We start from the raw sequence: 25361 nt of genomic DNA on the forward strand, positions 1-25361 counted from the left end.
GCCGCCTCGTCATTGCTGATCAGGGTGATGGGGCGGTCGGGTCGCGGGCCCGAAGCTCTTCGGCGACCGTCCAGCCGGCGATGCCGGCGCCGACGATGACCACCGAGTCCGGACCGCCCACGCCGCCCTGTGCCGCGCGCGGCCGCGGGGCACCGTTCTGCGCGGCGCGCTGGGCGGCGTACTCGTGCAGGGGCATGAAATCGGCCTTGGTCACCCCGCACAGCGGGCAGTACCAGTCGTCGGGGATGTCCTCGAAGCGGGTCCCCGGTGCGATGCCGCTGTCCGGGTCGCCCTCGTCCTCGTCGTAGATCCAGCCGCAGACGGTGCAGATCCAGCGGATGTCGTCGTCAGGCGTGTTCATGGCGGGTCACCTTGGTTTCGTTCAGTTCGTAGACGGTCGTTGGGGGACGCGGCTCGGCCTTGGGCCGGGTCACGTCGATCGCGGCGATACCGAGCCAGGCGAGCAGGCTGCCGGTGAACATGAGCGGCAAGACGGCGCGCATCCGTGGGGTAGGCATGGCAATGACCGGGTAGCGGCACATGGGATCAGTCGATCAACGCCTCGATTTCCTTTCGCAGGTGCTTGATCGCCGGGGTCACGATCGCGACGAAATAGGCCTCGCGCAGCTTGCGCTGGGCCGGGGCATCGACGAGGTAGCCGTTCGCGCCGGTGTGCAGCATCGCGCTGTTGGCCGCGCGCAGCGCGAGCTCGGAGCCGGCCAGTCGCAGTTCCAGTACCTGGCGGAAATAGGCCGGGTCGGGGTTGTGCACGTCGGTGGCGAGTTCGCGCACCAGGGCGCGGGTGTCTTCCAGGGCCTCGCGCAGTTCGTCGGGGCGGTCGTCGAGGTAGGCGTTGATGTGCCCCAGGCGCGGCTCGACGTCTTCGCACAGGCGAATGCATCCCTCGATCACGCCGGTGGCCATGCCCGCCTGAAGCAGGACGAAGCCCGCCTTGATGCGTTGCAGGAACGGGCCGACCGGGTCGGCAATGATCTCGTTCTTGGGGATGAAGACATCCTCGAAGAACAGGGCGTAGGTGCCGGTGCCCTCCATGCCGCAGAACTCGACCAGTTGCTTGATGGAAAGCCCGGCCGTGTCGGTGTGTACCAGCGCCATCACGTCGCGCGGGTTGTCGCCTTCGACGCGGAAGATCGATCCGAAAACATGGTGCTCGCCCAGGTTCGAGATCCACGGCAGGTTGCCGTTGACGATAAAGCCGTCGGCGGTCTCCTCGGCGTGCAGCAGGATGTCCTCGATGCCGGCGAAGTACTTCATCGGGTTGGACAGGGCGGTGCCACCGAGCAGTTCGCCGCTGGCGAGCTTCGGCAGGACGGTGTCCTTCAAGTGCTGGTTGTCGGAGTTCTCGACGTACCAGGCCACGGCGTCCTGACACCAGGTCATGAAGCCGGTGGACATGCATTCGGCCGAGATGCGGTCCATGTCGTCGATGGCCGCGGCGATATCCATGCCGGCCGGGTTCTGTGAGGCGAGGTGGTGGCGATAGGCTCCGGCCGCACCGATTTCGTGCAACAGGTCGGCGGGGTATTCGCCGTGATCGATCGCGATCACCTTGGGCTTGAGGGCGCGGCGAATCACTGTGTCGAGGTCGGGCGCCGCGTCGGTTTTCAGGAACGCCGGTACGTCGGGCGGGGCCACGGTGGGACGGGCCGCCACGGTGTCGTGGGTGGCGAGATTCATGGGATCACCTCCGGTAGAAGGCCCGGCGGACCGGGCCGATTGGACGACGTCTCGGCGATCAGGCGAGATGGCAGGAGAGGTCGACCGGACGGGTCATGGTGTTGGCCACCGGAGACCACTTCTCGGCGGTGTCCAGCAGATCCTGCAGGTCTTCCTGGCTGATCGGGTCGACCGTCTCGACGTCGAAGTAGACGCGGATGGCGGTGAAGCCCAGCGGCTTGGATTCGTCGAGGTCACCCGTGCCCCAGACGGCGGTGACGTTGATGTCCGCTTCCATGTTCAGCTCGAGCTTGCTGATCTTGATCTGGCGCGCGGTGGCATTGGCGTGCACGCCGACGGCCAGGCAGGCGCCCAGCGCGGCCAGGGAGGCCTCGGACGGGTTCGGGGCGGTGTCGTCGCCCAGCAGGTGCGGCGGCTCGTCGACCACCACCGGGTCGAGATCACGGATGTAGGTCAGGTTGCGGAAACGGCCTTCACAGACGGTCTTCGCCTTGAGCGTGACCACCGCGTCCGGGTTGGCCTTGCCTTTCTCGCTCAGGGCATTGAGGCCGTCGGCATCGATTTCCTTGATCGCCTGGCGGATGCAGGACGGGGCGACGGGTTGGGCGGTTGCTGTGCTCATGAGTATTCACTCCGGTTCTGGATTGGCTTGGACGTGGGCCGGGATCTCGCTCGACGAGTCCCGCCGTCGCCTACTGCATTGCAGAGGCTGTGCCAAGAACCGGAAATGGCGTTGTGGCGCCGTTTGGAAGGGCTGGTGCATGGCGCTGCCCCAGGGTGGGGCAGGCATTGTCGGACAATGTCGGGGCTTTCGCCGGCGTGGGGCGGACAATGTCGGGCTGGCGGCGTGTTAGTGCGCTGATGGAATGCGTAAGTGTCGGATACAAAAGGATAAGTGCTGCTTGGCAGGCTTCTTGTAACGACAGGGGACAGTGGCCTTGGCGGTCACGACTACAAACCCGATATCCCTTGACGGAGATGCCCTCATGATGACCAAGCAAGCACTGACCGACCTGATCCTGGAAAAGAAGACCGCGCTCGGCCTGTCCTGGGCCGATATCGCCAGTGGCGTAGACCTGTCCCCGACGTTCGTCACCTCGGCCTGTCTGGGCATGAACAGCCTCAAGCCCGAGTTCGCCGACAAGCTGATCGCGATCCTCGAACTGCCCGCCGAGGCCAAGGCCGCGATCGAGGCTTGCCCCATGAAGACCTGGGAACAGACCGTGCCGACCGACCCGCTCATCTATCGCCTCTACGAGGTCGTGGGCGTCTATGGTTCGACCATGAAGGAGCTGATCCACGAGGAATTCGGCGACGGCATCATGAGTGCCATCGACTTCTCGCTCGACGTCGACCGCGAGGTCAACCCCGCCGGCGATCGCGTCGTGATCACCATGAACGGCAAGTTCCTGCCCTACAAATCCTGGTAGGCCGCTCGCGGCGGAACCGCGAGCCGAACGTAAAAAGGGCGCGTCCGAGACGCGCCCTTTTTACATGACCGGCGGGTGGCGATCCGTCCACCGGGATCGGCTTCGCCGACGCGATCAGTCGATCAGGACCCGGGCGTTAATCGGTTGAACCGGCCGGTTGTTCTCCGTGCCGATCGCCTTCTCGAACGACGTGATCTGCTCGGTGGAGAGGGTGGGGTGCTGTTGCATGATCACCCAGCGGACACCCTCGCTGCAGGGCGGCGTGGTCAGCGAACCGTTGTAACGATAATGTTCGGCGCCGTCAGGCAGCAGTTCGGCCGCGTTGAACGCGGCATCCAGCTCAACCTCTTCGCCTGCCGAGCCGGGGAGCTTCTTCACGAGCGGCTCGAGCGCGTCGTTGGCTTCCCCTTTCTCGAACAGCGCAGCCACGACGGCCAGATTGCCGTCCGGGTCGGCATGGACGAAATGCACTTCCAGCGGGAAAGGTTCCCCATCAATGGTGTGCTCGCTCGGGGCATGGAAATGGAACTGTTTGAGCTGGAAGTCCCGGCCGTCAAGCGTAAGGGTGCTGCCTTTCTGGTAGTCGACCTGAATGGCGTGACCATTATTGACGAGGTGGGTGCCGCCGTCGCTGTAGTCGAATGCCGGGGGTGACTGATCCGCCGACAAGGATGCAGTTACATCGATGGGTGACTGGTTTACGCCGTCACCACAGCTCGAGTAGGCCGGGTCGAGCGAGGCCCACTGGTCCGGGCCGGCATCGCCCTCGTAGCTCCAGTGAGTGGCGTCTGCTGCCATGGCGTGATGGGGCAGGCCGAACGTGGCGACCAGCACGGCAACGGTTGTGGGGGTAATTCGCATGTGGGACTCCTTGTTTGTTGTTGATTGGCGGATGACCGCTCAGGTGCGACTAGGTAGCAAGGCTAATAGTTCCCTGCGGGAGAGCGGGTGAGGGCAAGTGAGTAGACGGCTAATAAAAAGCTCGCTACGCTCGTGCCGTGCCTCGAACCCATGACAAGGAGAGTGACGATGCTGATGCTGGACGTGAAGGATCTCGGGTGGTGGTACTGGTTGGTGACGGCCATGCTGCTGAGTGTCGGGCTGTTGATCGACCCGGTGGGGCTGTGGCTGGCCGTGGGGCTGACCGTTATCAACCTGGCCCATTTTTCCCTGCGCGCCGATCGCCTGACCGCCTTTCCGGTGCAGGTGCGGTTCTTCTACCTGCTGTTGCTGCTGCTCGCGTTGCCCGAGGCGATGCGCTGGCTGTTCTGGATCCCCATGATCGGCACCTGGGCGCAGGTGCTGGTGGGCTACTGCACCATGGCCCGGCTGGTCTCGCTGCTGCCGTGGAATCGCCGCGAGCCGTTGACCTGGCGGCTGGTATGGCGACGGTTCGTATCGGCGCCGGTACGGGGCAGCGTGGCGGACTGAGTCATCGAGGCCCGGGATTTGAACAAAAAACGGCGCGGATAATTCCGCGCCGTTTGTCGTTTTGCATCTGGCTTACGCCGCTTCGCTGACCCAGTCCCCCGGGCCGCGGCGGCGCTCTACGTCGCCCTCATCGGTGATGCGCAGCAGGGTGAGCCAGCGATTGCCGACCAGGTGCTGCAGCGTCTCGTTGCCGGCGATGATGTTGTCGATCGCCTCGGCGGGTGCCTCGACGAAGGCCGACAGGCGCAGCGGTTCGTGGCGCCAGTTCTCGCCGTCGTGCAGCGACTGCATCGACAGGCCCACCCGCAGGTCGCCGCCGTTGCCCTCGAGTACGCCGACCAGGCCGCCGACGACGTTGTGCAACACCTTGTTGCCCGATCCCTGGCGCTCGTTGTCGACCGTCGAGCCGTAGTACTGCAGGTTGATCCAGCTCGCCACCACCAGCGGGGCGGTCAGGATCAGCTCGAGCACGCCGAAGCCCTCGTCACGGCGCCAGTCGTAGTCGTGCAGGAACGATCGGCCGGCCAGGTCCAGGTCGCGGGTGCGCTCGCGCGGCGCGGCGATGAAGGCGGCGTTGCCGGCCAGGCCCCATTCCGGGCGCACCTCGGACCAGTCGCGCCCCCGGTGGGCCACGGCCTTGCGCGCGGCCTCCCGGTCCGCCGGGCTGTCGGACAGGTTCTCGCGCAATGTCACCAGCCGCTCCAGGCGGGTGAGGTCACCGGCCTGCACCAGTGCCTGGCGCAGCTCATCGAGCTTTGTCCGATCGACCGCCTCCTCGTCGAGGTCGAGCAGGTCGACCTCGTCGGTGGTGGTGTCGTGCAGCGCGGCAACGAAGCGCGTGTCGGCGGGGATCTCGATGCCACGCTCGACCAGGCCGTCCCGGATCGCCGGGTCGTTCAACAGGTCGGCGGCCACCCGGGCGCTGACCTCGCCGGTCTGCCCGGCGCAGGCACCACAATCCAGACCCGCGCGGTGTGGGTTGTTGGTCGTGGTGCTGCCGTGGCCGGCCAGCAGCACGATCGGCGCGATCGACTCGGTCAGGCCCAGGCCACGCAGGATGCCCTCGGCCATGCCCACGCGGGCCTCGAGGTCGGCCTCGGAGGCGAGCGACGGGTGAATCCGGGCGCGCTCCTCGTCGGTCAGCCCGGCCTGGTCCGGCGGCGGGGCCGGGGTGTGCCAGCCGAGCGTGTCGCCGATCAGCTTCGGGATGTAGGTCAGGCCGGCCGACTCGACAAAGGTGAAGCAGGAGGCCGCCGAGAGCTTGAACTGCTTCCACGACAGGCCATTGCCGATGCGCTGTTCACGACGCGCGGCCAGTTCCTGGCCCGCCTGGTCGCCGCCCTCGGCGCGATCCGCGACCGACACGCCCGGGTTCAAGAGCACCGGGGTGTGGGTGCGGCACTGCGACTCGCCCAGGCGCTGGTAGGCCAGCGGCACGCCGAAGAAACCGGCAAAGCCGATGGTCCGCGCGCCCGGGAAGCTGGTTTCCAGGTGACGGCGGAAGACCTCCGAGCGTACGTCGATGCAGAACGCGGCCTGTACCGGCGGGCGTGCCGTGTCGGTCCGCGCGGCAGGGCTTGCCTGACGGAAATGCCGGATGACCGGATCGCGGAAGGCGACCTCGGTGGCCGTGAGCATGACCTCGTCGATCACCGCCTCGTTCTCGGCGGCGGCGATCGCCTCGTGATGGCGTTCGATCTCCCGCTGCCAGTCGCGACGAATCGCGGCGCTGTCGGTGGCCTTGAGCGCGAGCGCCTCCCAGACCAGCCGCACGGCGAGCAGGTCGGTGAGATCCTCGTTGCTGCCACCGGTCAGCTCGGCGCCCCACAGGCGGTAGCGGCAGTAGGCCGCCCAGCCGTTGACCGATTTGAGTGCCGCGAACAGGTAGTCGGCATGCACGGACTCCGGCAATTGCAGGATCTCGATCGCCCAGGCGATCGCCTCGATTGGCTCGCTGGGCACCGCCTTCAGGTGGCGGCGCGCCTCGCCCAGCCCGGCGGCACGGGCGCTGCGATCGATCAGGGTGTACTCGCGCCAGGCGGTGAACAGCGACTCGCTCTCGTCCGGGGCGCTCCAGATCGCCTGGCCGCGGTCGAAGTGGGCGGCGAGGAAGTGGCTGATCTGGTCGACCACGAAGATCGAGATCGGCGCCGCACCCGGGCGGTCGAGCATCTCGACCAGCATCGGGATCGGCGTGCTGCTCCGGTGGGGGGCCTCGAGTGCCTTGATGACCGTCTCGACGCCGACCGGGTGGCCCAGGTGCTCGACGGCACGCTCGATGTGCGTGCGGGCCAGTCGCCCGTCGCGCCAGCGCTGGGCGTACCACTCGTGGTCCATGACCGTGCGCTCGCCGGCGATCGCGCCGAGGTAGCCGGCCGCCTCGCTGAACGGCTGGTCGATCAGGCCCAGGTAGGGATTGACCGCGACGAACGAGTCCAGCGGCCAGAGCGGGGCGATCTTGCGCCCGGCCGCGTCGGCCAGCTCGCGGACGTGGTCGAGGGCGAGCCGCCCGGTCGTGCGAGACGTCTGGGCGTTGTGCTGTTGGGTCTGCGTTGCCAGTGTCATGGCCGTGTCCTCCCGGTAGATATCCGGCGAATCAGTATTGGGTGGTAGTGACGGGCGTTTGCGCCTTGAGCGCGTCATGGCGCGAGCGGTGCTGACCGACCTTGTGCGGCCAGAGGCGATGCGCGGCGCGCTCGACCAACAAGTCGACGTACAGCCCGTTGTAGAGGTGGACGAACAGCCCCTTGCGGCCCGAGCCGTTGAAGTGCTCGCGCCCCGGTCCCTGCAGCCAGGCGAGGAACAGGAAGCTGATGGTGGTCAGCGCCAGCATCAGGCCGTAGGCCGGCGTCAGGGTGTCGGGGATCGCGGCGACCGTCGGCCCGAACAGGGTCACGAATGCCTCGTGCAGCGCGAAGTAGACCGCCGCCATGATCGCGGCCAGCCCCGCGGCCCGCGCGATGCCGGCCGCACCCGGGGCGACGATGATCGCCTTGAGCACCAGCTGGGCCACCGCCAGGGCGACGATCGCGATCAGGGCGATCAGGGCCGGCTCGTGGCTCACCGAGAGGCCCAGCACGGCGGCCAGTGCCGCGGTCAAGGCGAGGCTGGCGACGATCGTGACCGCCCAGGTGCCGAAGCCCACCCGGCGGCGCGCGGCCGGTTTCGGCTGGCGCAACTGGTCGGGGATGCTGCCGGCGGCGAGGAAGGCATGCGCCTTGTAGAGCGAATGGCCGACCAGGTGCAGCAGGGCCAGCGCGAACAGGCCCAGGCCCAGCTCGAGCAGCATGAAGCCGAGTTGGCCGGTGGTCGACCAGGCCAGCGAGGACTTCACGGCCGTCTGCGTGAGCATGACCAGGGAGGCGATCACCAGGGTGAGCAGGCCCATGATCGCGAGCAGGAATAGTGCGCTGCCCTGGGCGGCGAGGAACTCGCTGGTGCGCAGCACGATGATCGCGCCGCTGTAGACGATGCCCGCGTGCATCAGCGCCGAGACCGGGGTGGGCGCCTCCATCACCTGCAGGAGCCAACCGTGGAATGGGAACTGGGCGCTCTTGAGGATCGCGGCGAGCACGATCAGGAAGGCCGCGGCGTGCATCCCCATCGGCATGCCGTTCTGGGCATGGGCCCACTCGGCGATCGCGTCGAATTGCAGGCTGCCGACCTGGTGGCCGATCAGCAGGGTGGCGCCGACCAGGCAGGCGTCCGCGCTGCGGCTGAACAGGGATTTCTTGTGCGTGGCCATGACCGCGCGCGGGCGATCCGGGTAGAACAGCAGCAGCTTGTGCAGCGAGAAGCCGGTCAGGATGATCGCCAGCGTGAACAGCGCGAGGTTGGCCGAGATCACGACCAGCAGGAAGAAGCCGGCGGTCAGGGCGAGCAGGCGGAAGAAGCGGGCCTGCTGCGGGTCGCCGTCGAGGTACTTCTCGCTGTAGCGGGCGATCAGGGTGACCACGAGCGCGACCAGCACGGCCAGCGCCATGGTCAGCTGGTCGACCTGGATCGACAGCGCCAGCGCGCCGATGTCACCCGGTAGGGGCAGGGCGGCGATGGTCAGCGGTGCCCGGTTACCGGCGAGGAACAGGATGGTCGCGGCGATCGCCAGCGTCAACGCGCCAATGGCCGCCCAGCGGACACGGCGACGATAGCGCGACGCGGCCGCCACGCCCGCGGCCGTGGCGGGGATCGCCGCGATCAGCAGGAGCAGCGGCATCAGGGCGAGCAGGGTGCCGGCAAGCGGCCAGTTGGTCAGTGTGTTCATGGTGTCCCTCCGGTCGGGCTGGTGGTTCGGGTCCGCTGGAGGAGTCCAGACGGTCCCGCCGGCAGGACGAAAGGTAGAGATGGGCGCGATCGATCACCAATACGAATTCCCGAAGTGATCTATTGATCGTGATCTATGCGCGGATTTCCGCATGGCCTTCGGGGCAATGAATCGTGTGTCGGGGCCTCGAAATGTGCCGCTAGGCCCGCCATGACGGCCTTTGCTCTATTAATAGACGCTGGGCAATGGTTCTGCCGGTGTGACTCTATGGATAGATTTCGGTCAATGAGGTCGATGAATAATTCCAATGGAAACGATGGTGTGAGGTGCCTTCGTGCGGCGCCTCCATCGACCCGGCCGGGCGCGAGATACGGGCCCTGGATCGATCTTCGGCCCGCTGTTGCATAGAATCGGTTCTATGCAACGAAACGAACAGGTGAAGGAGAGGCATGATGGCTGACGACACCCGGCAATCGGAGGCGCGGTATCTCCTTCGGCACGCCACCCTGCGGCAGATCGAGATCGTCGAGGCGGTCGCCCGGCTGGGTAGCTTCACGCGGGCGGCCGAGGAGCTGTTTCTGACCCAGCCGACGGTCTCGGCCCAGGTCAAGAGCCTGTCCGAGACCGTCGGCATGCCCCTGTTCGAGCAGATCGGTCGCAAGATCTTTCTCACCGATGCCGGCAACCTGGTCGCCCGCGGCTGTCGTGACGTGATCGACGCGCTGTCGAATCTCGAGATGTCGCTCAATGACCTGAAGGGGCTGAAGAAGGGGCGACTGCGCCTGTCGGTGATCACCACGGCCAAGTACTTCGCGCCGCTGGCGATGGGGGATTTCGCCAAGCAGTTCCCCGATATCGACATGGAGCTCAAGGTCTCCAACCGCGACACGCTCCTCAAGCGCATCGAAGACAATCTCTCGGACCTCTACATCATCGGCCACGTGCCCGACAGTGGGCTGGACCTGGAGCTGATTCCCTTCGCGCCCAACCCGCTGGTGGTGATCGCCCACCGCGACCACCCGCTGGCCCGCGAGCGCAACATCCCGATCGAGCGCATTGCCGAGGAGCCGTTCATCATGCGCGAGCCGGGCTCAGGCATCCGGCACAAGGTCGAAGAGCACTTCGCCCAGCACGGGCTCAAGCTCCGCCAACGGCTGGTGTTGGAGGGCAACGAGTCGATCAAGCACGCCGTGGTCGGGCAACTGGGCGTCTCGGTGGTCTCCGAGCACGCGCTGAACCTGGAGAGCGAGGCCGGGCCGCTGGTCAAGCTCGACGTCGAGGGTTTCCCGCTGGAGCGCTACTGGAACATCGTTTACCCGCGCGGCAAGGCCCTGTCGGTCATCGCCCGCGAGTTCCTGGCCTTTCTCAAGGAACACGGCGGCGATTACCTCAAGATTGGCTGAGCGGCGCCGAAAAAGGACAAGACGAAACGTGGCCGGCCGCCACCAGTCGGCCCGGTCGTCGTGGTAAAGTCTCGCCGCCTTATCCCAACCACTCGGCAAGCACCGGGATTCTGCCCCAGACGTGAAACAGAGCTTCCGCCCCACCTTGATCAAACGGATTGCGCAGAATCCGGACTTTCCGGCGTTCGCGCGCACGGTGCAGGAAGCCTATCGCCTCACCGATGACGAACTGGCCTCGGCCAACGATCTCTCCGCATTGATCCTGCGCGACCCCGCGCTGACCCACCGCATCCTGCGCCTGGCCAATGCCGCGCATTACCGCCACCTGGGCGGACAGATCAACACGGTCACCCGCGCGGTGACGGTGCTGGGCTTCGAGGAAGTGCGACTCGCCGCGCTGGCGCTGTCGCTGTTCGAGCAGATCGACAGCAAGGCGCATAGCCGACTGCTGCAAAGCCGCTTCATGCAGGCGATCTACCAGGCCTTCCTCGCCCAGGGGCTGGCCCGCGAGCTGGGCGGTCTGTCCACCGAGGAGATGTTCCTCTGCGCGCTGTTCCAGGATTTCGGCGCGTTGCTGGTCTACCGTCACGCCCCCGAGCACTTGGCCGAGATCGAGCGGGCCCGCCGCGAGGACGGGCTCGACGAAGACACGGCGATCCAGAAGGTGGTCGGCGTGCTGCCGGTCGCCCTGGCGCGTGACGTCTGTCGCCAGTGGGGCCTGCCGGAATCGGCGCGGCGGTTCCTGACCACGGCGCGGGCCTCGGGCAAGATCACCCGACTGACCCCGGAGGCACGCGCGCTGCGACTGGCGCAACTGGCACGGGCGTCGGCCGAGGTGATCGCGCGTGGCGAATCGGTCGAGGCGATCCGGCGCGACACCCTGGACCTTGCCCACCGCTGCGAGGTGGAGACGTCCGTCTTCGAAGAGGCGAGCGCCGCGGCCCGGGACCACATGCTCGAGTACGAGGAGCTCCTGTCTTCGGCGGAACGCCCGGCCTTCCTGCAGCGCATGGAGGCCGACCACGACACCCCGATGCCGGTGGAGGAGAGCGTTACGAGTGCCCCGCAACCCGAGGAGCGCTCGGAGCGCCTGATTGCCTGCATCGAGCAGACCACCCAGGCGTTGACCGAGGAAGAACCGCTCGGTCAGATCTTCGCGCGCATGCTCGAGGCCATGCACGCGGGACTGGGCCTGGACCTGGCCGTGCTCTACATGCTCGAACGGAAGGCCTGGAAGCTGGTGCCCCGCTTGGGCCAGGGCGCCTCGTTCGCCGAGTTCAAGCCGCGCATGACCGTGCCGCTTTCGGAGACCAGCCGATTGGCGCAGGTGTTCCAGTCGGGCGAGGATCGCAGCATCCACCGCCCGCGGATGCCCAGCGACGACATCTTTGACTGGCAGTTCCGGGCGAACGGCGACGTGGCGATGGTCTACCCGTTGCACGTCAACCGCGCCCCGTTCGGGCTTTTCTATCTCGAAGGCCCGGCCGCGGCCTTCACCGAAGGCAACCTCAACAGCCTGCGCACCCTGCGCACCCTGCGCAACCAGGCCGCCCTGGCCCTCAAGTCGCGTTCACGACGCTGATTTCCGACTCGCTGTCGTCAGCTTGGGGGCGGGCGGTGGCGACACCCGCCTCCAGGGTTCGCCAGGTGTTTCCGCCGGCCGCCTTGGCCGCCTTCTTTGCCTGCGTCATCAACGACGACAGATGCTGTTGATGCGTGCTGCTCTCCGCCGGCACGCGCACGGCCCCGATGGACAGCGTCATCAACGGAAACAGTCGCCGATTGCCCTGCCGGTCCCGCCCCTCGATGCCCCCGGCCGCTCGGTCGGCCGCCCGGTAGAAGCGGCCGATGCTCGAGGCAAATTCCGCCACCAGCTTGGCCGCGATCGCCTCGCCGCGCGAGGCCAGGTGGGTGACGAGGACAAAATCGTCCCCGCCGATGTGGCCGACGAAGTCCCCGCCACTGACGCGCTGCAGAAGATGGCTGACATGCCGGATGATCTTGTCGCCGTCTTCGTAGCTGTAATGGTCGTTGTATGGCTTGAAGTGATCGAGATCGACATAGAGCGCCGTGAAGTCGCGTCGCTCATCGATCAGTCGTTGGAGTTCGGCGCGGATCGGGATATTGCCGGGCAACCCCGACAACGGATTGGCGTAGTGCGCGCTCTGCACCTTGATGTCGGTGATCAGGCGCAATAGCTTCGTGAACGAACCCACCCCCGCGTAACGGCCATTGTCGACCACGATGACCGCTTCCTTGCGGTGACCGTACTCGGAGTCGGTCACCAGTCGGGAGACGGTCTCGAGAGGCGTACGCACGTCCACGACGACGGGATGGCGATCCATCAGCCGTTTGATCGGCTTGCGCTGGTACAGGTCGTAGCCGAAGCGATAGAGCAGGCGGTTCATGAACTCGCGGCGCCATACCATCCCGAGCACCTGGCCGGTGGCGTCCACCACGGGGTAGAAATCGATCTCCGGCACGCGCAGGAACAGGTCGGCCACGTCGGCGACCGGGCGGGTCGGAAGCAGGGCCTCGTGGGGTGCGGCCAGGCTGCGGGCGGTCTGGCCGGTCGGTCCGCCCTGTCGAGCGAAGCTGTCCTCCCGCGTGGACGCCCGCTCGATGAGGGGCGGTTCGATCGCTGGGTGGGCGTAGAGGTAGCCCTGGGCCATCTCCACGTTGAGGGTGTTGAGCACCTCCAGGTCGGCCGGGTGCTCCAGTCCTTCACCGACGACCTGGCTGCCCAGCGAGTGGGCCAGGCGCACGATGGTCTCGAGAAAACGGCGTTTCTCGTCGGAGGCGTGAATGCCGTCGACGAAGTACCGGTCAACCTTGATCAGGTCCGGACGGGTCTCGGCCCACACGCGCAAGCCGTTGTAACCGGCGCCCACGTCGTCCAGTGCGACCTGGAAACCCTCGCGCTGAAAGTGGGTGACCGCACGGGCAAGGGAGTCGGTATCCGTGGTCGGGTGCAGTTCGCTGATTTCCATCACGATGCGACGACTCTCGAGTCCGAGCCGTTCCACGCACTTGCCGGTCAGGCTTTTGAGGTGGGCACCTGACTGGACCGACTCGATCATCACATTGAGAAACAGCCGGCTGTCCGGGCCGGGGACCGACTTGGCGAAACGGCGGATGGCCAGCCGATGCGACAAGACGTCCAGCTCGACCAGACACCCGTGTCGCTCGGCTGCATGAAAGAGGTCCAGTGGCCGATGCAACGGGCCTTCCGGGCCACGTAGCAAGGCTTCCCAGCCCACGACCCGGCCACTGTCGCAGGCCACCACCGGCTGGAACAGCGTCGTCAGGTCCTGCTCGCGGAAGAGGCGGCGCAGCTCGTTGGCCTCGTGCGTCAAGGCATCGATCTTTCGGCAGGCCGACTCGGCGATGTCGTGACAGTGCTGGCAGGGGGGCTCGTTTTGCATGGGCGTCGGCTGTCCGGAATCTCGTCAGGCCGGCTTCTGACCCGGCTCGATTGGGGTCGGAAGTGTGCCGGGGTTCCATGAAGGGACCATGACGGTGCCGGGGGTGGCAACGCACCGGATCACCCCCGGCGGCACAAGGGACGCCGTCAATCCGAGGCAGGCCGCTGGATCAGCCCGCGTTGGCGCGGCTAGCCACCAGCCGGTAGAGCGCGGGCAGGACCACCATGTTGAGCAGGGTCGAGGTGGCCAGCCCGCCGAGGATCACCACGGCCATCGGCGCCTGGATCTCGGTGCCCGGCTGACCCAGGCCCATCGCCAGCGGAATCAGGGCGAGGCCCGCGGTCAGGGCGGTCATCAGGATCGGGGCGAGTCGTTCCATCGACCCGGTCACCACGGCCTCATCGACGGCCATGCCGTCCCGCGCCAGGGCCTGGAAACGGCTGATCAGCAGGATGCCGTTGCGGATCGCGATGCCGAACAGGGTGATAAAGCCCACCAGGGCCGCGACCGTGATCACGCCTCCCATCGCCCAGACCGCGGCCACGCCACCCACCAGCGCCAGCGGGATATTCACCATCACCAGCAGGGCCAGTCGCAGCGAGCGGAACGCCATCTGCAGCAACAGCAGGATGCCGGCGAGCACCGCGAGCGAGACCCAGCCGATAGTGCGGGTCGCCTCGGCCTCGGCCTCGAACTGGCCGCCGTACTCGATCCGGTAGCCCTCGGGCAGGCGCATTTGCTCGGCGACGCGCGCCTGGATGGCCTCGACGGCCCCGCGCAGGTCCCGTCCGGCGACGTTGGCACTGACCACGAGCCGGCGCTCGGTGTCCTCGCGCAGGATGGTGCCCGGTCCCTGTTCGAACGACGGGGTGGCCACGGCGCGCAACGGCACCAGGTCGCCGATGGGTGTCTGGATCAGGGTGTCGCCCACGGCGAAGCGATCGTCCCGCGCCTCGTCGGGAAAGCGCACCACCAGGTCGAAGCGGCGATTGCCCTCGAACACCTCGGAGACCACCCGTCCCCGGTAGGCGGTTTCCACCAGGTCGGCCACCTCGGCCACCGTCATCCCGTACCGGGCGATGGCGTCGCGATCGGCGCGCAGGCGCAGCTCCGGCACGGCCTGCAGGGGCTCCATGGCCACGTCGACCAGGCCGTCGACCCCCTTCATGGTGGTTTCCAGCTCGGAACCCAGATTCCGAAGCTCGCCCAGCGACGGGCCAAAGATTTTCACGGCGATGGCCGCGCGCGTGCCCGAGAGCATGTGATCGATGCGATGCGAGAGCGGTTGGCCGATATTGATGTTCACCCCGCTCACCGAGCCAAGCTCCTCGCGGAGATCGGCCAGGAAGGTCGCCTTGCCCTGCGGCAGCTCGCCCAGCATTACCTCCAGCTCGGAGGCGTTCGGGCCCTGTGTGTGGGCATCCAGGGCCGCGCGCCCGGTCTTGCGCGCGACACTCTCGACCTCATCAAAATCGAGCAGGATCTCCTCGACCTGTCTGCCGATGCCCGCGGAGGTTTCCAGCGAGGTGCCCGGCGGCGCGGTCAGCTTGATCGTGAGACTGCCCTCGTTGAATTCCGGCAGGAACGAGCGACCGAATTGCCCGATCGCCAGCAGGGTGACGATCACCGCCACCACCGAGAGTCCCAGCACCACCGGGGCGAAGCGCAGGCTGGCATTCAGGATCGGTCGATACAGCCACTTGGCAAAGCGGATGACCGGCGGGTCCCGTTCCTCGCCCATGGCGCGATCGCTGGCCAGAAGCCCCAGGCTGAGCACCGGGGTCAGGGTCAGCGCCACCAGCAGGGAGGCGGCGATGGCGATCAGGTAGGCCAGGCCCAGGGGTTCGAGCAGGCGGCCCTCGACCCCGTCGAGAAAGAACAGCGGGGCGAACACCAGCATGATGATCGCGGTGGAGAACACCACCGACTGGCGCACCTCCGCGCAGGCGCGATACACCACGCGCGCGGCCGGGGCGGGCTGGTCGGCGTGACGATTCTCGCGCAGCCGGCGATAGATGTTCTCGACGAAGATGATCGCATCGTCCACCAGCGCGCCGATGGCGATGGTCATGCCACCCAGGGTCATGGTGTTGATGCCGATGCCCATCCACGTGAGCCCGATCAGCGCGACCACCAGCGACAACGGGATCGCGAGCACCGAGATCAGGGTGGTGCGGAAGCTGAACAGGAAGGCGAACAGCACCACCACGACGAAGATCGCCCCGTCACGCAGGGCCACGGCGACGTTGTCGACCGCCCGGTTGATGAAGTCGGCCTGGCGGAACAGCCCCGGCACGACCTCGATGCCGGCCGGCAGCCCCGGGCGCACCTCGTCCAGTGCCGCCTGGATGCGCTGGTCGAGCTCGAGCGTGTCGGCACCGGGCTGCTTGGAGACGGCCATGATCACGCCGGGGTCGCCGTTGATGCCGGCATCGCCGATCGGGATGCCGGGCCCCTCGACCACCTCGGCGACGTGGCGGATGCGCACGGGGGCGTCGTCGCGCACCGTGATCACCGCATCGGCGATATCGGCCGGATCGGTCGTGCGGCCGAGGTAGCGCAGCACGTAGTCCTGGCCACCCTCGCTGATCCAGCCGCCACCGGCGTTGCGGTTCGCCCGCGAGGCGGCGTCACGAACCTGGTCCAGCCCGATCTGCATCTCCTGGAGTCGATCTGGCGAGACCAGCACCTGGTACTCGCGGATGTCGCCGCCCAGCGCGGTGACGTTGGCCACCCCGGGGATGGAGAGCAGTCGCGGGGCCAGCGTCCAGTCCGCGACCTCGCGGGCGAGCATCAGGCTCGACTCGCCGCTGGGCTTGACGCCGAGGAACTCGATCTCGCCCATGATCGAGGTGATCGGGCCGAGCTGCGGCACGCCGGCGGCTCGCGGCAGGTCGTCTCTCGCCTGGTCGAGGCGCTCGGTGACGATCTGGCGCGATTCGAGGATGTCCGTGCCCCATTCGAATTCCACCCAGACGATGGAAAACCCCGGCACGGACTGCGAACGCAAGCGGCGCACGTCCTGCGCCCCGTTCATGGCCATCTCGATGGGGTAGCTGACCTGTTGCTCCACCTCCTCGGTGGCCAGGCCCGGTGCCTCGGTCATCACCGTCACCGTGGGGGCGGTCAGGTCGGGGAACACGTCCACGGGCGCGTCGCGAGCCGTCACCACGCCCAGCACCAGCAGCAGGGCGGAGGCGGCCACCACCAGCAGGCGGTTCTGCAGCGACCAGTCAATCAGTCGGTCCAGCATGGGATTGCCTCCTTAGTGGGCGTGGCCGTGGCCGATGTCCTGTTCCCCGCGCGAGGCGAGCAGGACGGTGTAGGCGCCTTGCGTGACCACGCGCTCGCCCGGTTGCAGCCCGGCGGTGATCGCCACGCGCTCGCCGCTGCGGATGCCGGTCTCGACCTGGCGGCGCTCGAAGCGCTCGCCGCCGTGCTGGACGATGACCACCGCGATGCCGTCGTCGTCGAGAATCGCGGATTTCGGTACCACCACGGCCATCTGCCCGGCGCCGATCGAAAAGGCGGCCGACCAGGCCGTGCCCGGGATCAGCTCGCCGTCGGGATTGGGGACGTCGAAGACCACCGGCACGGTGCCGTTTTCCTCGGTCTGGGTGCCGACGTAGGCGAGTTCCGCACCGGCGAGCGTCTGCCACTGGCTGCCGGCCTGGCGTGCGAGAACGTTGTCGGGGCGTTCGATCCGCGCCATGTCGCCGGGGTAGGCCATGGCCTTGAGCCAGACGCGACCGTCGTCGAGCAGGGAGAACACAGTCTTGTTGGCCGCGACCATTTCGCCCGGCGCGTGTTGGCTGGCGGTGATTACCCCGCTGATCGGGGCGCGAAGTGTGATGGCACCACCCGCCTGGTCGCGCTCGCCATCGAGCTGCTCGAGGCGGGTAGAAGCCCGCACCAGCGCCTGCTGCGCGACGCGGTACTCGGACTGCGCCTGGTCGAGTCGTTTTTCCGACACCACGCCATCGTCAAAGAGGCCCTGTACGCGATCGCGCTCGGCGCGGGCCAGCGAGACGCGTTCGCGTGCCTCGGTCATGTCGAGGTCGAGCAGGCTGACGTCATCGGCGCCACTGAGCGGCAGGACGCGCGCCAGCACGTCACCGGCCTCGACGCGGTCACCGGGGCGTTTCCACTCGCCGCTTTCGGGCGGCACCAGCCGACCGCCGGCCGGTGCGGCGGCCTCGGCGCTCTGGCCCGGTCGCGGCTCGATGCGTGCGGGCACCGACAGGCGCTCGCTGATGAAGTCCTGGAAGGCCTGCTGGACGGCGAAGTCCATGCGCCACTGTTGTTCCTTGAGGAACGCGATATCGCCGGCCTCGTCGCCATGACTGTCTTCGTGAGCCTCGTCACCATGGTCGTGACCGTGATCGTCGTCACTGGCACGCGCCTCGCCCGGGGCCGTGACGGTGACGTGCCCGGCGCCGATTGTCAGCGCACCGTCGCCCGTGCCGAGGATCAGGTCGAGCTGGTAGTGCCCCGGTTTCTCGACACGGATTTCGGGCAGGAAGATGCCGTCGCGCGCGATCGTCTCGGCGACGTGTTCCTCGACGTGACCGTCCTCGCGCTCGAATCGATACCGGAGCGGGCCGGACATGACCGGCGAGAAGTCCTCGAGATGCGTGAGGTGCGTGATGTATTTGCCCGGCACGCCCGCGGTCGGCGCGGGAAACTCCATGAACAACTCGAATTCACGCGACCAGGTGGTGACCGCGCGCATCGGCGGCTCGTCGTGGGTGGCGTCGGCGGCACTCGCCTCGACATGCTCGCCCTGCTCGTCGTGTTCGTGGCCGAGCTCGTCGAGACAGCCGGACAGCGGCACGCTCAAGGCAGCCGCCAGCGCGAGCCACAGGCGCCGGCGGGGTAGGGTAATCGGGTTCATCGGTCGTGCTCCGGGTAATCGGTCGTGAGCATCCGGCCGGTGGCCAGACGCAGATCGGATTCGAGTTCTCGCGCCTCGAGCAGCAGGTCGATATACCGCCGCGTCGCGCGGATATTGGCCTGGGCGGCATCGATCAGTTCGGTCAGGCTCAGCTCGCCCTGCTCGAATCCCCGGCGGGTCTGCTCGAGGACCTGATCGGCCGGCACCAGTACGGCCGAGCGGTGTTCGTCGATACGCTCGAGTGCGCCGGTCAGGCGCGTGTGAGAGCGCTCCAGCCGGATGCCGAGGTCACGCATGGTCACCTGGCGCTCGGCATCCTCTCGGATGGCCTGGCTTTGCTTGGCATCGACGCGGCCACGTCCCTGAGACCACAACGGCAATTCGACCTGGAGGCCGATGTGGTTGGTGGTTTCGTCTCGGCCGTTGATGTAGGCACGTTCGCGAGCCACGCGGACGGCCAGGTCCGGCAGTCGTTCGGCCCGGGCCTGTTTCACCTCGGCTTGTGCGGCGGCCACTTCCTGAGCGGCCGACTGAAGCAGGGGATGACGATCGAGCTGCTGGCGGAGGGTGGCCAGTGTCGGCGGGATGGGCGGCCGTTCCAGCTCGGGTACGGACACGGAAGCCTGCGTATCGATGCCAAGCAACCCACGATAATTGGCCAGCGCCGCCTTGCGCTCCCGCTGCGCCTCGTCGAGTTCGGCCCGGGCCTCGGCATTGAGCAGGTTCAATCGCAGGCGTTCGCGCTCGGACAGGTCGCCGGCACGGGTGCGGCGGTCACCGATGTGCGCAAAGCGCTGGGTCCATTCCTGCTGTTCCCGGGCTTGCTCGATGCGAGCCTCGGCCCATTGCAGGCGATGAAAGGCCAGCGCGGCACGATGCTCCATGGTCAGTGCGCGCTGGCGCTGCTCGGCTTCGGCCGCCGCAATGCGCTTGTCGGCGGCGTCAGCGCGATAACCGATGCGTCCGTCGATCGGCAGGGCCTGGCTTATCGCGTACTCCTTTACCGACCAGCCGCCCGAGCCGTCTTCGATGCCGAGCTCGTCGGAAAAGCCGAGTTCGAGGGTGGGGTTGGGCCAGCGGCCGGCTTCGTCGGCCAGGCCGGCACGGCGATTGCGCTCGGCGCGGGCGGCGTCAAGCTCGGGGGCGATGCTCAGCACGCGTTCGACACTGCGCTCGAGCGTCCAGTCGGCGGCCGGCAGCGTCATCGGGAGCAGCAAGAACAGGCTGCCCACGAGCAAGGGGCGATGGGTACGGCGAACCCACCTCGGGTGAGGCGTCAACGGCATGACGAACTCCTCTGGATCAATGCCCGCTACGGGGCGGAAAACCACGCGTCGATTCACTCGACGGTCGGCGTGGTGCGATCAGGGTGCGGAGTTGTCAGGCGAGGGGAGGGGCGCGTTCCGGTGGGCGCAGCCTGAGTAGCGATGAGCCAGGCGCGGAGGTGGCCAGTGGTGGGCGGATGGCTTGGGCGCGCGGCAGGACGAGCAGCAATGCCACCAGGACCAACAGGCCAAGGCCACTGCCGAAGAACTTCAGCAGCGCGAACGACTCGATCTCCACCGCGTCGGCATGGGTGGACTGATGGGCTTCGGCGTGTTCCATGTGCGCCGGCGTGGCGAGAGTGGCGTGGTCACCGGAGGCGTGGATATGCCAGGCACCGAAGACAAGCCCTTGCAGCATGACGGCCACGCACAGCAGCCCGACGGGAAGCCGGGCTTGGGCAATACGTTGTCGCAGTCGATGGATCAAGGGCAGTCCTGAAGCTGTCGAGTTCGGCCAATCTGGCCAAGCGTAGCGGCTGAGACTGTAAGGCAATACGTGACCGGCCGCAATAACGCCGAGGCCTTGTGTTCGCTCGCATGCTCCTCAACAAGGTTGAGTGGGTTTGCATGCCTCCACTTGGTCGATTGGAGTGGGACGGCCATAGACATGGCATTATCGGTTCCTGGAAACCCGCCGTATTTAGGGCGGGTCGGTTGTGGCAACCACAGGAGGTTTCGTGGCCTGGTTGATTTTCAAGTATCTGACGACGGCCGGAATCGTGGTGCTGGTGTCCGAGGTGGCCAAGCGAAGCGACAAGCTCGGTGCGCTGATTGCCGCGTTGCCGCTGGTCACGATCCTCGCGCTGATCTGGCTTCATATCGAGACCGGTTCGCCGGAGAAGGTGAGCAACCACGCCTGGTACACCTTCTGGTACGTGGTGCCGACGCTGCCGATGTTCCTGACCTTTCCCTTCCTGCTGGGCCGGATCGGGTTCTGGCCCACCATGCTGGCAAGCGCCGCGATCACGGTCGTGTCGTTCTGGCTGTTTACCTTCGTGGCTCGCTATGTCGGCGTGGAATTGATGCCGTGACGTCCGCTCGGGCATCCGGCGCGTCGCGCCCATGCGGGGGGAGGCAGGGTATCCTGTCGGTCCTTTGCGCGTTGGAGTCTGACATGAGTGACATGCCCCCTTGCCCCGAGTGCGGCTCGGCCTTCACCTACCACGACGGCACGCTGTTCGTCTGCCCGGAGTGTGGCCATGAATGGTCGGGCGCGGCAGAATCGGAGACCGCGGAGGAGCCGGCGGCGCGCGATGCGCACGGCAACCCGCTGGCCGATGGCGACACGGTGACCGTGATCAAGGACCTCAAGCTCAAGGGCGGCTCCGGGGTGGTCAAGGTGGGCACCAAGGTCAAGAATATCCGGCTCGTCGAGGGTGACCACGACATCGACTGCAAGATCGAGGGCTTCGGCCCGATGAAATTGAAGTCCGAGTTCGTCAAGAAGGCCTGATCGGTTCGACGTCTGGTTATCGACTGGCGACTGGCCAGCAGGAAGCAGAGTTGCCCTAGGGAGGAACCCATGACCCGACGTGAATCGCTGCCCGTGCGCGCCATCTCGCTCGACGAGGTGGTCGCGGGCGCCGATCGTCTGGCCCGGATGCTGCGCGATAGCGGCTATCAGCCGGATACCGTGATCGCCGTGGCGCGTGGCGGCTTCATGCCGGCGCGGTTTGTCTGCGACTTTCTTGGCGTCTCGCGGTTGATGAGCGTCAAGGTGCAGCACTACGCCGCCGGTGCGCACGCCGGGGCCGAGGCGCGCGTGACCGTGCCGCTGGGTGGTCCCATCGAGGGCGAGCGGGTCCTGGTGATCGACGACGTCAACGACAGCGGCGAAACCTTGCAGGCCCTGCACGACTACCTTGCCGAGCTCGAGCCGGCGGCGGTGCGCCCGGCGGTGCTGCACGAGAAGGCGGTGACGGCCTGCCGGGCGGACTTCGTCGCCGAGTCGATCCGGGAGTGGCGCTGGATCCTCTACCCCTGGGCGGTGGTCGAGGACGTCGGTCAGTTCCTGCGTGACATGGACCCGGCACCGATCACGCGGGCCGAGGCCCTGGCCCGGCTGCGCGACGAGCACGAGCTGGTGCTCGGTGACGTCGAACTCGAGCGGGTGATCCACTTTCATGGCCTGGCACTGGCCGACCCGTAACGTCATGGCCGGCCGCGGCCGGCGGCTCAGTACCTCACCTCGATCACCTTGTATTCCCGACCGGGTGGCCCGACCAACGCCACGAGCTGGTCGCGGGTCAGCGGGAACCGGTGGCAGACACGGCCATCCGCCGTGCACAGCGACGGTGATTGACGTTGTCCGGCGCAGTGCGAGCAGAGGCTGACAGATTCGAGCCCGATCTCGCCAAAACCGATGAAGTAGCCATCGCCCTCGAAGCTGGGGTAGGCGCGGGCACGCGCCTTCCAGGTCTCCGGCCATTGCGGTGGTGGCTCGAAGCGCGGCAGGTAGCGGGCTGCCTCGACGGGTGTCAGTGCCTCGAGTGCCACGGGTCGTTCGGCCCCTGGCAGGGGCAGGGCGAGCGCGGGCAGATCGTCGGCGGCCACCTCGCGGGTGTCGATGCGCAGCAGGTAGAAGCGCTCGGCGTCGGTCGCCTCGATTTCGCCGCCGAAGGCCGTGATGGGTCCGGCCTCGAAGCGCGTCGTGTTCGCGCAGGCGCTGAGCAGCGTGGCGCATAGCATCACCGTGAGCAGCCGACCCATCCGTCGCCCCGTCACGGTGATGCCCTGGCAATCCATCAACCGATCGCCAGCAGGGCGGCCTGCGCGAGCAGCGCCGCGGTGCTCAGGATCATGCCAAGCCACGGGATCCAGCGTGGCACGTCGGGCACGTCCTCGGGTTGGCCACGGCGCTTGAGCACGATCAGCGAGGCGTTTACCGTCACGAAAACGGCCAGCATGATCGCGCTGGTGAGGTTCGCGAGCGTGGCCAGCGGCAGGAACAGCGCCAGCACGAGGGTGGTGGCGGTCACGGCCAGGGTCGCGATCACCGGGGTGTGCGTGCGTGGGTGCACGCGCCCGAGGATCATCGGAGCGCCGGAACGGTCGCGGCCCATGTCCATCAGCAGGCGGGTGGCCATGATGATCTGGCCCAGCGCGCCATTGACGATGATGAACAGGCTGATCAGGCCCAGCGGTACACCGGGATGCCCCATGGCCTCGACCACCGCCACCAGCGGGGCGTGGGCGCCGGCCAGGTCCGCCGGGGCGAGCACGCTGGTCGCCGCGATGGCCACCAGCGCGTAGACGGTGAGCGAGATAATCACGGCGGCGACGATCGCGCGCGGCATGGTGCGCTTGACGTCACGGACCTCCTCGGCGAGGTTCGACATGTCCTCGAACCCGATGAACGAGTAGAAGGCGAGGAAGGCGCCCAGGAACAGCCCCGTGACCATGCCGAACTCGAGCCCGCCTAGCGATTCGGCCAGTCGCAGCGGCGCATCCCCCATCGCCGGGGCGGCCACCCAGACCACGTAGGCCAGCCCGCCCATGCCGAGCAGGGTGGTGGCGGCCATGAACCAGGCGCTCTCGCGCATGCCCGCGATGGCGATCCCGCCCAGTGCCAGGGTGACGAGGATCAGCGTCCCGGCGCGCGGCAGGTCGATGAACAGTGAGGCGTAGCGCTCGAAGCCGGTCAGGATGGTCGCCCCCGAGACGACGCCCGTGGCTACCAGTCCCCAGCCGATCGCGATGCACAGCCGGCGGCGACCGAATGCCTGGCGGGCGTAGTCGATCGGCCCGCCGGCCTCCGGGATGCGCGCGGTGAGTTCGCTGAATGAGAGCGCCGTGAGCGAGGCGACCAGCGCGGCGATGACAAAGGCGAACGGCGTGAGCAGCCCCGCCGCGCCGGCGACCTCGCCGATCACCACGTAGATGCCGGCCCCGAGGATGGTGCCCAGCCCGTAGAGTGTCAGCAGTATTGGGCCGAGCTCACGCTGGAGCACGGGTTGTCGAGGGGCGGGGAGGCCCGCCGGTTGGGGGGGTTCGCCGTCCCTGGTGTTCTTCTCGTGCGTCATGCCTCGAAGTGTAAGCGTCGGGGGCGGCCGCAGACGAGTCGATGCGCCCGGTGCGGTACGCTGGTCGCGGGTTCGAACCCACGACACACGACCCCGATGAGGAATCCCTCTGCATGCGAGCCTTCCTGCTATTCCTTTCCGTCGCGGCCCTGTTGCTGTCCGGATGCGGCGATCGTGGCGCGCCCGGCGCCCTGGCCTCGCCCTTCGACACCGAGCATCTGGTCGTGGCGACGCGCAACGGCCCGACGGCCCGTTACCAGGGGCGTGACGGGGCGGCGACCGGTCCGGAACACGACCTGGTCACGGCGTTTGCCGACAGCCGCGACTGGACGGTGGAGTGGCGGGAGTTCGAGTCGACCGCGGGGGTGCTCGATGCGCTGGAGACCGGGCAGGTCCACCTGGCGGCGGCCGGGCTGACGCACCTGCCGTCCCGCAACGAGCATTTCGAGCCGGGCCTGGTGCACGGCGAGGTGGTCCAGCAGGTGGTCTGCCATCGTGATGACCGACCGTTGCCTGACACGCCCGAGGCACTGGCCGGGGTGGACCTGCAGGTCACCGACGAGTCGAGCTACGTCGCCCGGCTCGAGTCACTGGCCCGGACGGTGCCGGGGTTGGCGTTCGTCGCGGATGACTCGCGCAGCAGCGAGGTGCTCCTCACCCAGGTGGCGACCCGGGAGGTGGAATGCACGGTCGCCGATTCGTCGATCGTTCGCCTGGTGCGCCGTTACTGGCCGCACCTGGAGGTGGCAATGAACCTCGATGAGGCCGAGTCGGTCGGCTGGTACGCCGCCGGTTCGCGACCGGAGCTGGCCGAGGCCACGCGTCACTGGCGACAGGACGAACTCGGTGAGGCGGCGGTGGCCGCCATGCGCGAACGCTATTACGCCCACATCGGTGAGTTCGATTTCGTCGACCTCCGGGCGCTCAACCGTCGGCTCGACGAGCGGCTGCCGCGCTACCTCGACGAGTTTCGCCAGGCCTCGGAGGAAACCGGGCTGGCCGTCGACCTGCTGGCCGCGATGGCCTACCAGGAGTCGCACTGGGACCCGCAGGCGACCTCGCCGACCGGGGTGCGCGGCATCATGATGCTCACCCGGCCGACGGCCGAGTCCCTGGGCGTGGACGATCGGCTCGATCCTCGCCAGTCCATCCTCGGCGGGGCCCGCTACCTGGCCGACCGACGGGCCCGCCTGCCCGAGGACATCCCCGAACCCGATCGCACCTATCTCGCCCTGGCGAGCTACAACCTCGGTCGGGCCCATGTGCTCGACGCTCGCCGGCTCGCCCGCGAGCTGGGGCGCGACCCGGACTCCTGGGCCGACATGCGCGAGGTGCTGCCGCTCAAGGCCGACAAGCGCTACTACCCGCAGACCAAGTACGGTTACGCCCGCGGCTACGAGTCGGTGCACTACGTGCGGCGCATACGCAACTACCGCGACGTGATCGGCCAGGCGCTGGCCGATTGACCCGCG

Annotated in this window: 22 protein-coding genes; 8 read left to right on the forward strand and 14 right to left on the reverse strand. The window is 67.5% G+C overall.

Translation table 11 applies throughout. The annotated features are described in order from the left end of the window. Positions 1-19: 19 nt before the first annotated feature. Genes rd through FAZ79_RS00800 form a run of 4 tightly spaced genes read right to left on the reverse strand, consistent with a single transcriptional unit; the run spans position 20 to position 2320 of the window. Positions 20-361, reverse strand: coding sequence for a rubredoxin (gene rd, locus FAZ79_RS11785; protein ID WP_282097215.1), 342 nt, complete (start codon positions 359-361; stop codon positions 20-22). Further along, the gene (locus FAZ79_RS11415; RefSeq protein WP_156573527.1) at positions 348-518 is read right to left on the reverse strand and encodes a hypothetical protein; all 171 of its coding nucleotides are present in this window, start codon (positions 516-518) and stop codon (positions 348-350) included. Before FAZ79_RS11415 ends, rd begins: the two co-directional genes overlap by 14 nt. Positions 519-546: 28 nt before the next feature. Then, a complete protein-coding gene (locus FAZ79_RS00795; protein WP_211238763.1) occupies positions 547-1698 on the reverse strand; it encodes an acyl-CoA dehydrogenase family protein in 1152 nt (383 codons plus the stop codon). Between the two features lie 58 nt (positions 1699-1756). Next, on the reverse strand, positions 1757-2320 hold the full coding sequence (locus FAZ79_RS00800) for an OsmC family protein (RefSeq protein WP_136866017.1): 564 nt from the start codon (positions 2318-2320) through the stop codon (positions 1757-1759). A gap of 364 nt (positions 2321-2684) precedes the next feature. Here FAZ79_RS00800 and cynS point away from each other — a divergent pair, with 364 nt between their 5' ends. Continuing rightward, a complete protein-coding gene (gene cynS, locus FAZ79_RS00805; protein WP_125198672.1) occupies positions 2685-3128 on the forward strand; it encodes a cyanase in 444 nt (147 codons plus the stop codon). A 114-nt stretch (positions 3129-3242) separates the two neighbouring features. Here the strand turns inward: cynS and FAZ79_RS00810 are convergent, their stop codons facing one another. Beyond that, positions 3243-3989 carry a carbonic anhydrase family protein gene (locus tag FAZ79_RS00810; RefSeq protein WP_136866018.1) on the reverse strand — a complete coding sequence of 249 codons (747 nt, stop codon included), beginning with the start codon at positions 3987-3989 and terminating at the stop codon, positions 3243-3245. Positions 3990-4157: 168 nt separating this feature from the next. On the opposite strand from FAZ79_RS00810, the gene FAZ79_RS00815 reads away from it, so the two are divergent. Then, complete coding sequence (locus FAZ79_RS00815; RefSeq protein WP_136866019.1) at positions 4158-4559, forward strand: hypothetical protein; 402 nt, start codon at positions 4158-4160, stop codon at positions 4557-4559. Positions 4560-4631: 72 nt separating this feature from the next. Here FAZ79_RS00815 and FAZ79_RS00820 read toward each other — a convergent pair whose 3' ends face one another. Both FAZ79_RS00820 and FAZ79_RS00825 read right to left on the reverse strand, forming a co-directional pair. Next, positions 4632-7124 (reverse strand): DUF2309 domain-containing protein, encoded by a 2493-nt coding sequence (locus FAZ79_RS00820; protein WP_136866020.1) that lies wholly within the window; start codon positions 7122-7124, stop codon positions 4632-4634. 31 nt (positions 7125-7155) lie between these two features. Beyond that, positions 7156-8820 (reverse strand): NADH-quinone oxidoreductase subunit L, encoded by a 1665-nt coding sequence (locus tag FAZ79_RS00825; RefSeq protein ID WP_136866021.1) that lies wholly within the window; start codon positions 8818-8820, stop codon positions 7156-7158. A gap of 452 nt (positions 8821-9272) precedes the next feature. Between FAZ79_RS00825 and FAZ79_RS00830 the strand changes: the two genes are divergently transcribed. Beyond that, the gene (locus tag FAZ79_RS00830; RefSeq protein ID WP_136866022.1) at positions 9273-10223 is read left to right on the forward strand and encodes a LysR family transcriptional regulator; all 951 of its coding nucleotides are present in this window, start codon (positions 9273-9275) and stop codon (positions 10221-10223) included. A 121-nt stretch (positions 10224-10344) separates the two neighbouring features. Then, entirely contained in the window at positions 10345-11805 is a 1461-nt protein-coding gene (locus FAZ79_RS00835) for an HDOD domain-containing protein (RefSeq protein ID WP_136866023.1), read from the forward strand. Here FAZ79_RS00835 and FAZ79_RS00840 read toward each other — a convergent pair. From FAZ79_RS00840 to FAZ79_RS00860, 5 genes are all read right to left on the reverse strand, one after another. Continuing rightward, positions 11783-13648 (reverse strand): bifunctional diguanylate cyclase/phosphodiesterase, encoded by a 1866-nt coding sequence (locus FAZ79_RS00840; protein ID WP_136866024.1) that lies wholly within the window; start codon positions 13646-13648, stop codon positions 11783-11785. The two genes, FAZ79_RS00835 and FAZ79_RS00840, sit on opposite strands and share 23 nt — an antisense overlap. 169 nt (positions 13649-13817) lie before the next feature. After that, the gene (locus FAZ79_RS00845) at positions 13818-16901 is read right to left on the reverse strand and encodes an efflux RND transporter permease subunit (RefSeq protein ID WP_136866025.1); all 3084 of its coding nucleotides are present in this window, start codon (positions 16899-16901) and stop codon (positions 13818-13820) included. Between the two features lie 12 nt (positions 16902-16913). Beyond that, positions 16914-18542 carry an efflux RND transporter periplasmic adaptor subunit gene (locus tag FAZ79_RS00850; protein ID WP_136866026.1) on the reverse strand — a complete coding sequence of 543 codons (1629 nt, stop codon included), beginning with the start codon at positions 18540-18542 and terminating at the stop codon, positions 16914-16916. Then, complete coding sequence (locus FAZ79_RS00855; RefSeq protein ID WP_136866027.1) at positions 18539-19828, reverse strand: TolC family protein; 1290 nt, start codon at positions 19826-19828, stop codon at positions 18539-18541. The genes FAZ79_RS00850 and FAZ79_RS00855 overlap by 4 nt, the downstream gene beginning before the upstream one ends. A 94-nt stretch (positions 19829-19922) precedes the next feature. After that, positions 19923-20294, reverse strand: a complete 372-nt coding sequence (locus FAZ79_RS00860) for a hypothetical protein (RefSeq protein WP_169303506.1) — start codon at positions 20292-20294, stop codon at positions 19923-19925. 250 nt (positions 20295-20544) lie between these two features. On the opposite strand from FAZ79_RS00860, the gene FAZ79_RS00865 reads away from it, so the two are divergent. The 3 genes from FAZ79_RS00865 (at position 20545) to FAZ79_RS00875 (ending at position 22016) form a co-directional block, all read left to right on the forward strand. Beyond that, entirely contained in the window at positions 20545-20898 is a 354-nt protein-coding gene (locus FAZ79_RS00865) for a DUF3147 family protein (protein WP_136866029.1), read from the forward strand. Positions 20899-20981: 83 nt separating this feature from the next. After that, entirely contained in the window at positions 20982-21320 is a 339-nt protein-coding gene (locus FAZ79_RS00870) for a zinc ribbon domain-containing protein YjdM (protein ID WP_136866030.1), read from the forward strand. A gap of 69 nt (positions 21321-21389) precedes the next feature. Then, positions 21390-22016 (forward strand): phosphoribosyltransferase, encoded by a 627-nt coding sequence (locus tag FAZ79_RS00875; RefSeq protein WP_136866031.1) that lies wholly within the window; start codon positions 21390-21392, stop codon positions 22014-22016. A gap of 26 nt (positions 22017-22042) precedes the next feature. Here FAZ79_RS00875 and FAZ79_RS00880 read toward each other — a convergent pair whose 3' ends face one another. Together FAZ79_RS00880 and FAZ79_RS00885 are read right to left on the reverse strand one after the other, a co-directional pair. Beyond that, on the reverse strand, positions 22043-22612 hold the full coding sequence (locus tag FAZ79_RS00880) for a hypothetical protein (RefSeq protein ID WP_136866032.1): 570 nt from the start codon (positions 22610-22612) through the stop codon (positions 22043-22045). After that, the gene (locus FAZ79_RS00885; RefSeq protein ID WP_211238764.1) at positions 22612-23817 is read right to left on the reverse strand and encodes an APC family permease; all 1206 of its coding nucleotides are present in this window, start codon (positions 23815-23817) and stop codon (positions 22612-22614) included. The genes FAZ79_RS00880 and FAZ79_RS00885 overlap by 1 nt, the downstream gene beginning before the upstream one ends. Before the next feature lie 185 nt (positions 23818-24002). Between FAZ79_RS00885 and mltF the strand changes: the two genes are divergently transcribed. Further along, positions 24003-25355 (forward strand): membrane-bound lytic murein transglycosylase MltF, encoded by a 1353-nt coding sequence (gene mltF, locus FAZ79_RS00890; RefSeq protein ID WP_136866034.1) that lies wholly within the window; start codon positions 24003-24005, stop codon positions 25353-25355. The last annotated feature ends 6 nt before the right edge of the window (positions 25356-25361 follow it).

The sequence above is a fragment of the Guyparkeria sp. SB14A genome (assembly GCF_005096345.1).
Taxonomy (GTDB): domain Bacteria; phylum Pseudomonadota; class Gammaproteobacteria; order Halothiobacillales; family Halothiobacillaceae; genus Guyparkeria; species Guyparkeria hydrothermalis.

Coding starts and splice junctions, on each gene's coding strand:
- FAZ79_RS00875 (WP_136866031.1), top strand. CDS start 21,390: ATGACCCGACGTGAATCGCTGCCCGTGCGCGCCATCTCGCTCGACGAG.
- FAZ79_RS00850 (WP_136866026.1), bottom strand. CDS start 18,542: ATGAACCCGATTACCCTACCCCGCCGGCGCCTGTGGCTCGCGCTGGCG.
- FAZ79_RS00820 (WP_136866020.1), bottom strand. CDS start 7,124: ATGACACTGGCAACGCAGACCCAACAGCACAACGCCCAGACGTCTCGC.
- FAZ79_RS11415 (WP_156573527.1), bottom strand. CDS start 518: ATGCCTACCCCACGGATGCGCGCCGTCTTGCCGCTCATGTTCACCGGC.
- cynS (WP_125198672.1), top strand. CDS start 2,685: ATGATGACCAAGCAAGCACTGACCGACCTGATCCTGGAAAAGAAGACC.
- mltF (WP_136866034.1), top strand. CDS start 24,003: ATGCGAGCCTTCCTGCTATTCCTTTCCGTCGCGGCCCTGTTGCTGTCC.
- FAZ79_RS00840 (WP_136866024.1), bottom strand. CDS start 13,648: ATGCAAAACGAGCCCCCCTGCCAGCACTGTCACGACATCGCCGAGTCG.
- FAZ79_RS00855 (WP_136866027.1), bottom strand. CDS start 19,828: ATGCCGTTGACGCCTCACCCGAGGTGGGTTCGCCGTACCCATCGCCCC.
- FAZ79_RS00870 (WP_136866030.1), top strand. CDS start 20,982: ATGAGTGACATGCCCCCTTGCCCCGAGTGCGGCTCGGCCTTCACCTAC.
- FAZ79_RS00810 (WP_136866018.1), bottom strand. CDS start 3,989: ATGCGAATTACCCCCACAACCGTTGCCGTGCTGGTCGCCACGTTCGGC.
- FAZ79_RS00880 (WP_136866032.1), bottom strand. CDS start 22,612: ATGGATTGCCAGGGCATCACCGTGACGGGGCGACGGATGGGTCGGCTG.
- rd (WP_282097215.1), bottom strand. CDS start 361: ATGAACACGCCTGACGACGACATCCGCTGGATCTGCACCGTCTGCGGC.
- FAZ79_RS00815 (WP_136866019.1), top strand. CDS start 4,158: ATGCTGATGCTGGACGTGAAGGATCTCGGGTGGTGGTACTGGTTGGTG.
- FAZ79_RS00825 (WP_136866021.1), bottom strand. CDS start 8,820: ATGAACACACTGACCAACTGGCCGCTTGCCGGCACCCTGCTCGCCCTG.
- FAZ79_RS00845 (WP_136866025.1), bottom strand. CDS start 16,901: ATGCTGGACCGACTGATTGACTGGTCGCTGCAGAACCGCCTGCTGGTG.
- FAZ79_RS00830 (WP_136866022.1), top strand. CDS start 9,273: ATGGCTGACGACACCCGGCAATCGGAGGCGCGGTATCTCCTTCGGCAC.
- FAZ79_RS00795 (WP_211238763.1), bottom strand. CDS start 1,698: ATGAATCTCGCCACCCACGACACCGTGGCGGCCCGTCCCACCGTGGCC.
- FAZ79_RS00800 (WP_136866017.1), bottom strand. CDS start 2,320: ATGAGCACAGCAACCGCCCAACCCGTCGCCCCGTCCTGCATCCGCCAG.